The sequence below is a fragment of the Streptomyces sp. NPDC001980 genome, from assembly GCF_040296885.1.
GTDB lineage: Bacteria > Actinomycetota > Actinomycetes > Streptomycetales > Streptomycetaceae > Streptomyces.
On the sequence record NZ_JBEOYD010000040.1, the window covers coordinates 80206 to 91405 of the forward strand.

An 11200-nucleotide genomic window follows, 5' to 3' on the forward strand; every position below is an offset into this window, starting at 1 on the left:
GGCCCCTACGGTGGACGCCATGACGGACGTTCACGACACCGACCTGAAGAAGGACCTCGCCGCCACCCTGCACGCCCGCAGGGACCTGGGGCCCGAGTACGAGTCGGAGCTGGTCGACTCCTTCCTGGAGAAGATCGACCAGCGCATCGACTCCGCGGTGGAGCGCCGGCTGCGCCGGGGCCTGGCCGAGCAGCAGATGCAGGCGGCCCGCGGGGCCCGCAGGCCGAAGGGCACCGACTCCTGGGGCGAGCGCTTCGGCTTCGGGATCGTCTCGCTGGTGCTGGCGATCCCGCTCTCCGCGATCAGCGGCGCGTTCGGCGGCATGACGGGCGTGATCGTCACCTGGATCGGCATCGTCGGCGTCAACGCGACCCAGGCCGTCCGCATCAACCCCGGCCTGTTCCACCGGGGCGACCGCGACCACGAGGACTGACCCGGGGCCCGAGCCGGGGCCGGGCCGACCGCCTCACACCTGCCGGGTCGGCTGGACGACGACCTGCCGCAGGTTGACGTGTCGGGGGCGGCTCGCCACGTAGCCGACCAGGTCGGCGAGGTCCTCGGCGGCCAGCGCGCCCATCCCGTCGAACATGCCCGCGACCTGCTCGCGCAGCTCCTCGCCGTCGATGTGCGTGCCGAGTTCGGTGTCCGTCAGACCCGGCTCGACGTTGGTGACCCGCACGTCCCGCGGCCCGAACTCGGCGCGCAGGGACTGCGAGAGGAAGGTGACGGCGGCCTTGGTGGCGCCGTACACCGCGAAGGTGGGGAAGACGACGTGCGCGCCGATGGACGACACGTTGACGAGGTCGGCGGTACGGCCCTCGGCCGCGGCCTCCACCAGGTCCCCGGTGAAGGCCCGCAGCACCCGCAGCACACCGGTGACGTTGGTGTCGAGCATGCGCTGCCACTCGTCGATCCGGCCGTCGTCGACGGGGTTGGGCAGCATGACGCCGGCGTTGTTGACGACGAGGTCGACGCTCCCGTAGGCCGCGTGCACGGCGTCGGCCGCCGCCTGCACGGAGGCGTCGTCGGTGACGTCGGCGACGACGGCGAGGGCCTCCCCGCCGTTCGCCCGGATCTTCGCCACGACCGTCTCCAGCCGGTCCGCGCGCCGGGCGAGCAGCGCCACCCGGGCGCCCGACTCGGCGAGCCGCAGGGCGACGGCCGCCCCGATCCCGCTGGCGGCGCCGGTGACGACGGCGGTACGGCCGGACAGGTTGTCGTACGACATGAGGTACTCCCTGGTGAAGTGCCGCCGGGACTGCCCCGGTGGCGTGTCTCCACACTCGCCGGGGCCGGGCGGCCTACCCAGGGCTGAGCTTTTCCTGGGTCTGGCAGAACCAGGTTGGAAGGACGCGACTCCCCTACGATCGAACCCATGGACGGGGAACTCGGAGACTTCCTGCGCTCGCGTCGCGCCCGCATCCAGCCCGAGGAGGTGGGGCTGCCCTCGCACGGGCGGCGCCGCGTACCGGGCCTGCGCCGCGAGGAGGTGGCGCAGCTGGCGGGCGTGAGCGTCGACTACTACATCCGCCTCGAACAGGGCCGTGGCCCTGGGGGCCCCTCCCGGACGAAGTCTGGGGGAGTTTCGGACGCGGTGCTCGACGCGATCGCCCGCGTGCTGCGCCTGGACGAGACCGAGCACGCCTATCTGCTGACGGTGGCCCGCCCGCAGAAGAAGGGCACCAGGCGCCCGGCCGGCCCCCGCGTCCGCCCCGGCGTACAACTGCTGCTGGACGGCATGGAGCGGACACCCGCCTTCGTGCTGGGCCGCCGGATGGACGTCCTGGCCTGGAACGCGCTCGGCGACGCGGTGAACGGGTTCAGCGCCCTGGCCCCGGCCGAGCGGAACATCCCGCGCCAGGTCTTCCTCGACCCGGCGGCCGCGGGCTTCTACCCGGACTGGGCCGCCGTCGCCGCCCAGACCGTCGCCAACCTGCGCATCGACGCGGGTCACCACCCCGACGACCCTCGCATGGCCGCGCTGGTCGGCGAACTCTCGCTGAAGAGCGCGGACTTCCGCCGGCTGTGGGCGGACCACGAGGTCAAGGAGTGCGCGTACGGCACGAAGCGCATCCAGCATCCGGTGGCGGGCCTGCTGACCCTCCCCTACGAGACCCTCACGGTCCCGACCGACCCGGACCAGACCATCGTGGCGTACACCCCGGAGCCGGGTTCGGAGACAGCGGAACGACTGGCGCTGCTGGGGAGCTGGGCGACGACCGGCTGAGGCCGGGAAAAGTAATGCGCGGGGACCGCCGCACCCCCGTTACCGGGGGGCGGGACGACGGCGGTCCCCGCGAGGGACGGCAGCCGGGTCAGGGCCGGGCTTGCGCGTCCAGGCGTCCATGGAGGTCCGGGAGCCGCTCCGGAGGTCCTTGGACGTTCGGTGTCGGCCGAGGCGGGGAGCCGCTCCCGCCCTGCCGACACCCACTAATCTGCCGGACCCGTGTTAAGCGGGTGCTGCGCGCACGTGACACGCTCGTACCACTTCCGCGAAGTCCACCACTCGGATAGGAAACGGCAAGTTCCCCCGTGTCACGGGCTGTTCACCGGAGGTTCGCTAGTGCTTGCCGCCCTTGGCGAGAAAGGCCAGCAGGTCCTGCCGGCTGATCACACCGGTGGGCTTGCCCTCGACGAGGACGATCGCGGCGTCGGCCGCGCCCAGCACCGTCATCAGGTCCGCGACCGGCTCGCCGGAGCCGACTTGGGGCAGCGGGGCGCACATGTGCTTCTCCAGCGGGTCCTCCAGGGAGGCGCGCTTGCTGAACAGGGCGTCGAGCAGCTCGCGTTCGACGACCGAGCCGACGACCTCGGCGGCCATCACGTCCGGGTGGCCGGCGCCCGGCTTGACGACGGGCATCTGCGAGACGCCGTACTCGCGCAGCACCTCGATGGCCTGCCCGACCGTCTCGTCCGGGTGCATGTGGACGAGGGAGGGGATGGAGCCGCCGGCCTTGTCGCTGAGCACGTCGCCGACGCGGGCGCTCGGGCCCTCGTCCTCCAGGAAGCCGTAGTCGGCCATCCACTCGTCGTTGAAGATCTTGCTCAGGTAGCCACGGCCGCTGTCCGGCAGCAGCACGACCACGACGTCGTCCGGGCCGAGCCGCTCGGCCACCCGCAGCGCGGCCACGACGGCCATGCCGCAGGAGCCGCCCACGAGCAGGCCCTCCTCCTTGGCGAGGCGCCGGGTCATCTGGAAGGAGTCCTTGTCCGACACGGCGACGATCTCGTCGGCGACGGTCCGGTCGTAGGCGGTCGGCCAGAAGTCCTCGCCGACACCCTCGACGAGGTACGGCCGTCCGGACCCGCCGGAGTACACGGAGCCCTCCGGGTCGGCGCCGACGACCTGCACCCGGCCGTCACTGGCGTCCTTCAGGTAGCGCCCGGTACCGGAGATGGTGCCGCCGGTCCCGACCCCCGCCACGAAATGGGTGATCTTCCCCGCCGTCTGCTCCCACAGCTCGGGGCCGGTCGAGTGATAGTGCGAAAGGGGGTTGTTCGGGTTGGAGTACTGGTCCGGCTTCCACGCGCCGGGCGTCTCGCGGACCAGTCGGTCGGAGACGTTGTAGTACGAGTCCGGGTGCTCCGGGTCGACGGCGGTCGGGCAGACGACGACCTCGGCGCCGTACGCCCGCAGCACGTTGATCTTGTCGGTGCTCACCTTGTCGGGGCACACGAAGATGCACTTGTACCCCTTCTGCTGGGCCACGATCGCCAGCCCCACCCCGGTGTTCCCGCTGGTCGGCTCAACGATCGTCCCGCCCGGCTGAAGCTCCCCGCTCTTCTCCGCGGCCTCGATCATCCGCAGCGCGATGCGGTCCTTCACGGAACCGCCCGGGTTGAAGTACTCGACCTTGGCGAGCACGGTGGCCTGGATGCCCTGGGTGACGCTGTTGAGTCTCACCAGCGGGGTGTTGCCGACGAGGCTGATCATCGAGTCGTGGAATCGCACCGTTGTCTCCGGTTGCTTGCAAAAGGTGTGGTCCTAGTGGTGTGGCCAGCCTAAGGCCCCGCTCCGGAGGTTCACTCCCCGTTGAGATTGACGCACGGGCTGTACGGGGCAAGGAGTGGATGAGCGGCAACGAGGAGGTGGCGGCGACGCATGACGAACATGTCGAGGGCGCGGGTGGCCCGGCGGATCGCGGCCGGGGCGGCGTACGGCGGCGGCGGGGTCGGGCTGGTCGGCGCGGCCGCGGTGGGCCTGGTGCTGGCCGAGGTGCGGATGGCCAGGACGGCGGTGCACAACGGCAACAGCGGCGGCCGGGTGCCGACGGCGGACGGCCGCTACGGGTGGGGGTCCCCCCGCTCGGGCGAAGCCGAGAGTGGGGGAGGATACGACGCCTCCGGTGAGCCGCCCATCCGCCTGACCATGCTGGGCGACTCCACGGCCGCCGGGCAGGGCGTGCACCGGGCCGCCCAGACGCCGGGCGCGCTGCTGGCGTCGGGCCTCGCCGCGGTCGCGGAACGCCCGGTGGAGCTCAGCAACGTGGCCCTTCCCGGTGCCCAGTCCGACGACCTGGACCGCCAGGTCGCCCTGGTGCTGGGCACGGCCTCGCCCGTCCCCGACGTCTGCGTGATCATGATCGGCGCCAACGACGTCACCCGCCGCATGCCGCCGACCCGCTCGGTCCGCCACCTCTCGGCGGCCGTCCGCCGCCTGCGCACGGCGGGGGCCGAGGTCGTGGTCGGCACCTGCCCCGACCTGGGCACGATCGAGCCGGTACGGCAGCCGCTGCGCTGGCTGGCCCGGCGGGCCTCCCGGCAGCTGGCGGCGGCCCAGACGATCGGGACGGTGGAGCAGGGCGGCCGCACGGTGTCGCTGGGCGACCTGCTCGGCCCCGAGTTCGCGGCCAACCCCCGCGAGCTGTTCGGCCCCGACAACTTCCACCCCTCGGCGGAGGGCTACGCCACGGCGGCGATGGCGGTGCTGCCGACGGTCTGCGCGGCCCTCGGCCTGTGGCCGGCGGAGGAGGAGCGCCCCGACGTCAGCCGCCGCGAGGGCTTCCTGCCGGTCGCCCGGGCCGCGGCGGAGGCGGCAGCCGAGGCCGGCACGGAGGTCACGGCGGCGATGCCGACGGGGCCGCGCGGACCGTGGGCCCTGCTGAAACGGCGCCGGCGCCACCAGGTCGACGAGCCGCCCACCCTCCCAACCGACTCGGCTTCCGAGGAGGCGAGGTCGAGGGCGGGTACGACCGAGTAGGAAGACGTGCGCTGGGGCCGGGGGGCGGGGACGCTTACCGGCGCTTGCAGGGTGCCGCTGCGCCCACCCGTGCCGCCTGGGGGCACCTCCCAGGCCCTTAAGGCACTGGGGGAGGCACGCCTGCCCGCAGCTGTGTCTTTTGTCTTTCAGGGGCGCGGGGAACTGCGCGACCAGCCCCCACGCACCCGCACCGGACCACGCACTCCCACCCCAACCAAGCAAGCGCTTAGAAAGTGCGGCCAGTGTCACACCCCGACACCGGTGACCGATGACATACGTACAGGTAACTTCCGAAGCGGCCCTGCCAACCCCCGTACGCCCACCCGTCGCCCGGCCGCCACCCCTCAACGAGGCGCTGCGCGCCGCCCCTTCTTCATTGGAGCCGTGAGATGCCCGAAGCCGTCATCGTCTCGACCGCCCGTTCCCCGATCGGCCGCGCCGTCAAGGGCTCCCTGAAGGACCTGCGCCCCGACGACCTCACCGCGACGATCATCCAGGCCGCCCTCGCCAAGGTCCCCGAGCTGGACCCGAGGGACATCGACGACCTGATGCTCGGCTGCGGCCTCCCCGGCGGCGAGCAGGGCTACAACCTCGGCCGGATCGTCGCCGTACAGATGGGCATGGACTACCTGCCCGGCACCACGATCACCCGGTACTGTTCCTCGTCCCTGCAGACCAGCCGCATGGCCCTGCACGCCATCAAGGCCGGCGAGGGCGACGTCTTCATCTCGGCCGGTGTCGAGATGGTCTCCCGCTACGCCAAGGGCAGCTCCGACGGCCTCCCGGACACCACGAACCCGATCTTCGCCGAGGCCCAGGCCCGCACCGCCGCCACCGCCGCGTCGACCGGCTCCACCTGGCACGACCCGCGCGAGGACGACCTGCTCCCCGACCCGTACATCGCGATGGGCCAGACCGCCGAGAACCTGGCCCGCATCAAGGGCGTCACCCGCCAGGACATGGACGAGTTCGGCGTCCGCTCCCAGAACCTCGCCGAGGAAGCCATCAAGAACGGCTTCTGGGAGCGGGAGATCACCCCGGTGACGCTGCCCGACGGCACGGTCGTCAGCAAGGACGACGGTCCGCGCGCCGGCGTCACCCTGGAGGGCGTCGCCGGCCTGAAGCCGGTCTTCCGCCCCGACGGCCTGGTCACCGCCGGCAACTGCTGCCCGCTGAACGACGGCGCCGCCGCGGTCGTCATCATGAGCGACACCAAGGCCCGCGAGCTGGGCCTGACCCCGCTCGCCCGCATCGTGTCCACCGGTGTCACCGGCCTCTCCCCCGAGATCATGGGCCTCGGCCCGGTGGAGGCGAGCAAGCAGGCCCTGAGCCGCGCCGGTCTCACCATCGACGACATCGACCTGGTCGAGATCAACGAGGCGTTCGCCGCCCAGGTGATCCCCTCCTACCGCGACCTGAACATCCCGCTGGAGAAGCTGAACGTGAACGGCGGCGCCATCGCCGTCGGCCACCCCTTCGGCATGACCGGCGCCCGCATCACCGGCACGCTCATCAACTCCCTCCAGTTCCACGACAAGCAGTTCGGCCTGGAGACGATGTGCGTCGGCGGCGGCCAGGGCATGGCGATGGTCATCGAGCGCCTCAGCTGAACCCCTGAGTGACCGTCACGGGACCCACCGTGACGACAAGGCCCGGTGTTCGAGAAAACCCCGAACACCGGGCCGATTTGTGATCCAATCTCCCCCAGGATGTGACCTATCTCCCTCTGGGGAGATATCGCCGCAGGTCAGCGCCGTTGTCCCGGTAAACCCCAGGGCCAAAGTCCTGTCCGCTTCGTGACGTTACGCACTGACAGCTTGATAGTCCACCCTTCAAGCTGATGTAGGAAGTCGGGGGTCGACTTTGAACCGGGAGTACGTCAGTGAGCGCCATGCCGATCGCCTTGCTGCTCACCACGGCCGCCACGGGCGCCGTGGGCGTCGCTGTCCTGCGCACCGTACTGAAGCTGCGCCGTCAGGTCGCCGAGCTGCACACCCAACTCGCCCAGAACCAGGCCGCGACCTTGCGCGCCCTCATGCCGGCGGCTCGCAGCCATGCCGACGCCGAGGAGATACGCGCCGCCGTGGCGGAGGCGCTGGCCGAGGAGCGGGAGCGGGAACTGGCGGAGGCACGTGCCTTCTGGGCCGCACAGGAGGCGCGTGACGCCTCCGACGCGCCGTCGCTGCTGGGCCTCGCGGACGGGGAGCCGTTCCTGCCCCGGCAGACGGACTTCGTGGGCCTGGAACCGGTCGCCGAGCCGACGGCGGAGACCGACGAGTTCGCCGGGGACTCCCCGGAACTGGCGGCGGCCCGCCGCCGCCACCCGTCCCACCCGGACTTCGTACCGGTGCAGTCGCCGGTGGTGAACGACCACGAGCGTACGGTCGCGACGCTGGAGCAGCTGGCCGAGTCCCAGGTCGAACTCTCCGACGTCCGCCCGGGCCCGCTGGGCACGCTGGACGTCTATGTCTTCGCCGACGGCACGACCCTGTGCATGACACCCGGGCACCGGGAGACGGCGGAGCGCTTGGCTGCCGCCCTGGGCGCCGGTGAGACGCCGTATCTGCTGGGCGGTTCGGGGATCTCGGGCGCGTACACGCTGACGTTCGCGTGCGGGGAAGAGAACGTCTACATCCTGGCGGACCGGGTCATAGCGTCGCTCTGAGGTGCTTCGTCGGGTGCGGGTGCGCGGGGGTTGTTCGCGCAGTTCCCCGCGCCCCTAAAAGCAAAAGAAGGGGCGCTGCAGTGCGCCCCTTCAGGGGCGCGGGGAACTGCGCGACCAGCCACGACGGCGCCGCAGCCGACAACGCACGGCCTCACACCCCCGCCCTCTTCTGCGCCTCCTCCACCAGCCGCACCGCATCCCCCACCTCGGCGTCGTTCGTCAGCACCACCGCCAAGTCGTTCCCGGCCACCGTGATTTGGTCGGCCACCGCGAACATCCCCGCGTCCGGCATCTCCCGGCTCTCCGCGCCCGGCTCCTCGACGGCCTGCGCCCACCGGGCCAACTCCCTCGCCAGTCCCAGCGCCTCGGCGGCGGCGCCCCGCTGCAGCCGGCTCTGCGGTGCCGCCCTCAGTTTGTCGGCGAAGTGTTCCACGGCACGGGTCAGAGGCGTCGTATCAACCACGCCGTGAGCGTAACGCGTGCCACGGGCTGTCCTGTCACGACTGTTGCCAACACGCCAACACTCAGGCACGGTGACGTGAAGGACCGGCTACAACCCCCTTTGCGCACCGGAGGCGCCGATGTCCCAAGTCTTCTCCGAGGAGACCCATCGCAACATGCTCGCCCGCATCCCCCACTGCACCGGTCGTGAAGTGTCCGACTGGCTGCGTACCGTCGACGAAGGCCCGGCCCTCTTCCGTTTCGAGGAAAAGGTCAGCTGGCTCCGCCACGAGCACAACCTCGCGTACGGCCACGCGAAGGCGTTGATCCATGAGTACGACCTGAGGAGGGCCGCGCGCAAACTTCTCTAGGCGCGCACGCACACAGACGGCGAAGGGCCCCGGGGCGGTGCCCCGGGGCCCTTCTCACTTCTCCTGGCGCGGCTAGTCGTTACTGCTGAAGATCGCCACCAGGCGCAGCATCTCGACGTAGATCCACACCAGCGTCATGGTGAGGCCGAACGCGGCCAGCCAGGCCTCGTTCTTCGGGGCGCCGTAGGCGATGCCGTCCTCGATCTGCTTGAAGTCGAGGGTCAGGAAGAACGCGCCGAGCAGGATCGCGATGATGCCGACGATCGCACCGAGCGGGCCGAAGCTGCGCAGTCCGCCGTTCTCGGCGACGCCGAACGCGACCAGCAGCAGGTTGACCGCCATGACCAGCACGAAGGCGATGGCGATGGCCATGCCGATACGGGCGTAGCGGGCGGTGACGCGGATCCAGCCGGCCTTGTAGACCAGCAGCGTCGCGGCCGAGACCGCCAGGGTGCCGAGCACCGCCTGGAACGGGGCGCCGCTCCACTGGCTGTTGTACATCTCGCTGATGACGCCGAGGAAGACGCCCTCGAAGGCGGCGTAACCCAGGATCAGCGCGGGCACCGGGGTGCGCTTGAAGCTCTGGATCATGGCCAGGACGAACGCGATGATCGCGGAGCCGACGGCCAGTCCGTAGCTGGTGGACGAGATCGGCAGCAGGGCCCAGGCGAGGACCGCGCCGACGACGACCGTGCCGAGCGTCATGCCCGAGCGCATGACGACGTCGTCCATCGTCATCCGGCCGGTGGTGGCCGGGGCCTGCGGCGGGGCACCCTGCTGGAGGTCCTGCTGGGCGTACGGGTTGTTCGCGTAGGGGTTCTGCGCGTACGGGTTGCCGCCCTGGGCGTACGGGTTGCCCTGTGCGTACCCGGCCTGCGGCGCGGTGTTGAAGCCCGCGTAGCCGTTGTCGCGGCTGAACCCCCGTCGCGAGAAGACCGGGTTGCTGCTCCTCATTTCACTCCTCCATGGCCACTCTGCGTGGCCTTGGCGTCAAGAGTAATGGATTGGCAAAAGACTGACCCTACTACCTGCGGAGGATCTTTCCCTCACCGTGCTGCGCAACACGCTACGCGGAGCCCTGATTCCCGGCCACGGAGGGCTTCATTCCATGACGAAGCCGGAACATGACCGGAATCGGCCGGAGATCCGTCAGGCGTCCAGGGGGAAGCCGGTGTAGGCCTCCGCGAGGTCGGTCTCGGCGGCCCGGGAGGAGGCGATCCGGCCGAGCCGGGCCAGCTGGAGCCGGGCGTCGAAGGGGGTGTCGCCGGGGCCGGGGTGGAGCATGCTCGTCATGTCGTACGAGAACCGCTCGGCCTGCCAGATGCGGCGCAGGCAGGTCGCCGAGTAGGCGTCGAGCAGCTCCGGCGAGCCCGTCTCCCGCTCGTGGACCAGGGCGCGGGCGAAGGTGACGACGTCGCCCACCGCCAGGTTCAGCCCCTTGGCGCCGGTCGGCGGCACGATGTGGGCGGCGTCCCCGGCGAGGAAGAGCCGGCCGTGCCGCATGGGCTCGTGGACGTACGACCGCATGGGTGTGACCGACTTCTGGGTGATCGGGCCGCGTTCCAGACGCCAGTCGTCGTCGGTCTCGAAGCGCCGCTCCAGCTCGTCCCAGATCGCCTCGTCGGTCCACTCCTCGGCGTCGGCGTCGGCCGGGACCTGGAGGTAGAGGCGGGAGACGGACGGGGAGCGCATGGAGAGGAGGGCGAAGCCCCGGTCGTGGCGGGCGTAGACCAGTTCGTCGTGGGAGGGGGCGACGTCGGCGAGGATGCCCAGCCAGGCGTAGGGGTAGGTCCGCTCGAAGACCCGGGAGAGGGACTCGGGGAACGCGGTGCGGGCGACGCCCCAGAAGCCGTCGCAGCCGATGACGTACGCGCACTCCAGGACGTCCTCGCGGCCCTCGTGCCGGAACCGGATCCGCGGCCGGTCGCTCTCGGCGCCCTCCACGGCCAGCGCCTCCGCCTCGAAGAGCAGCGGGCCGCCCTCCTTGAGCTGGAGGGCGATGAGGTCCTTGCAGACCTCGGTCTGGGCGTAGACCATCACGGACCGGCCGCCGGTGAGGCCGGGGAAGTCGACGCGGTGGCGCTGTTTCGCGAACCGCAGCTCGATGCCGTCGTGGCGCAGGCCCTCGCGGTCCATGCGCTCCCCGGCGCCGGCCGCGCGCAGCACGTCCACGGTGCCCTGCTCCAGGATCCCGGCGCGCTGGCGGTGCTCGACATAGGAGCGGTCGCGGCTCTCCAGGACGACCGAGTCGATGCCCGCGTTGTGCAGCAGCCGCGCGAGGAGGAGCCCGGCGGGTCCGGCTCCGATGATGCCGACGGTGGTGCGCATCGGTCGTTCCCTTCTACGTTCACCTGCGTTCGCCTGGTGAAATTTACTTCACCATCTTTCTCCGAGTCTCCGCTCGGTCATACCCCATGTCAATGGAGACACCCGATGTCGACGCGGCGCACGCGGCCGGCCGCCGGGCCCGCGCGGGGGGGGGCGGGGGGCGGCCGGCGGGGGGCGGGCGCGGCGGCGGGCGGG

At 71.2% G+C, this 11200-nt stretch carries 11 protein-coding genes; 6 read left to right on the forward strand and 5 right to left on the reverse strand.

The window, feature by feature from the left end:
- Positions 1 to 19 precede the first annotated feature (19 nt).
- On the forward strand, positions 20 to 433 hold the full coding sequence (locus ABT137_RS40560) for a hypothetical protein (protein WP_351716878.1): 414 nt from the start codon (positions 20 to 22) through the stop codon (positions 431 to 433).
- Positions 434 to 466: 33 nt separating this feature from the next.
- On the opposite strand, the gene ABT137_RS40565 is transcribed toward ABT137_RS40560, so the two are convergent.
- A complete protein-coding gene (locus ABT137_RS40565) occupies positions 467 to 1228 on the reverse strand; it encodes an SDR family oxidoreductase (protein WP_351716880.1) in 762 nt (253 codons plus the stop codon).
- A 147-nt stretch (positions 1229 to 1375) separates the two neighbouring features.
- Between ABT137_RS40565 and ABT137_RS40570 the strand changes: the two genes are divergently transcribed.
- Positions 1376 to 2227, forward strand: a complete 852-nt coding sequence (locus tag ABT137_RS40570; RefSeq protein ID WP_351716881.1) for a helix-turn-helix transcriptional regulator — start codon at positions 1376 to 1378, stop codon at positions 2225 to 2227.
- A gap of 333 nt (positions 2228 to 2560) precedes the next feature.
- On the opposite strand, the gene ABT137_RS40575 is transcribed toward ABT137_RS40570, so the two are convergent.
- Positions 2561 to 3952 carry a cystathionine beta-synthase gene (locus tag ABT137_RS40575; protein ID WP_351716883.1) on the reverse strand — a complete coding sequence of 464 codons (1392 nt, stop codon included), beginning with the start codon at positions 3950 to 3952 and terminating at the stop codon, positions 2561 to 2563.
- A gap of 150 nt (positions 3953 to 4102) precedes the next feature.
- Here ABT137_RS40575 and ABT137_RS40580 point away from each other — a divergent pair, with 150 nt between their 5' ends.
- From ABT137_RS40580 to ABT137_RS40590, 3 genes are all read left to right on the forward strand, one after another.
- The gene (locus tag ABT137_RS40580; RefSeq protein ID WP_351716885.1) at positions 4103 to 5200 is read left to right on the forward strand and encodes an SGNH/GDSL hydrolase family protein; all 1098 of its coding nucleotides are present in this window, start codon (positions 4103 to 4105) and stop codon (positions 5198 to 5200) included.
- A 389-nt stretch (positions 5201 to 5589) separates the two neighbouring features.
- Positions 5590 to 6810: an acetyl-CoA C-acetyltransferase gene (locus ABT137_RS40585; RefSeq protein ID WP_351716887.1), complete on the forward strand. Its 1221-nt coding sequence runs from the start codon at positions 5590 to 5592 to the stop codon at positions 6808 to 6810.
- A gap of 272 nt (positions 6811 to 7082) precedes the next feature.
- Positions 7083 to 7865, forward strand: a complete 783-nt coding sequence (locus tag ABT137_RS40590) for a hypothetical protein (RefSeq protein WP_351716889.1) — start codon at positions 7083 to 7085, stop codon at positions 7863 to 7865.
- A 151-nt stretch (positions 7866 to 8016) separates the two neighbouring features.
- Here the strand turns inward: ABT137_RS40590 and ABT137_RS40595 are convergent, their stop codons facing one another.
- Positions 8017 to 8328, reverse strand: a complete 312-nt coding sequence (locus ABT137_RS40595) for a hypothetical protein (protein ID WP_351716890.1) — start codon at positions 8326 to 8328, stop codon at positions 8017 to 8019.
- A 118-nt stretch (positions 8329 to 8446) separates the two neighbouring features.
- Between ABT137_RS40595 and ABT137_RS40600 the strand changes: the two genes are divergently transcribed.
- Entirely contained in the window at positions 8447 to 8677 is a 231-nt protein-coding gene (locus ABT137_RS40600) for a DUF4287 domain-containing protein (RefSeq protein ID WP_093502087.1), read from the forward strand.
- Positions 8678 to 8749: 72 nt separating this feature from the next.
- Here the strand turns inward: ABT137_RS40600 and ABT137_RS40605 are convergent, their stop codons facing one another.
- Both ABT137_RS40605 and ABT137_RS40610 read right to left on the reverse strand, forming a co-directional pair.
- Positions 8750 to 9631, reverse strand: coding sequence for a Bax inhibitor-1/YccA family protein (locus tag ABT137_RS40605; RefSeq protein ID WP_351716892.1), 882 nt, complete (start codon positions 9629 to 9631; stop codon positions 8750 to 8752).
- 195 nt (positions 9632 to 9826) lie between these two features.
- Positions 9827 to 11005, reverse strand: a complete 1179-nt coding sequence (locus tag ABT137_RS40610; protein ID WP_351716894.1) for a 4-hydroxybenzoate 3-monooxygenase — start codon at positions 11003 to 11005, stop codon at positions 9827 to 9829.
- Positions 11006 to 11200 lie beyond the last annotated feature (195 nt).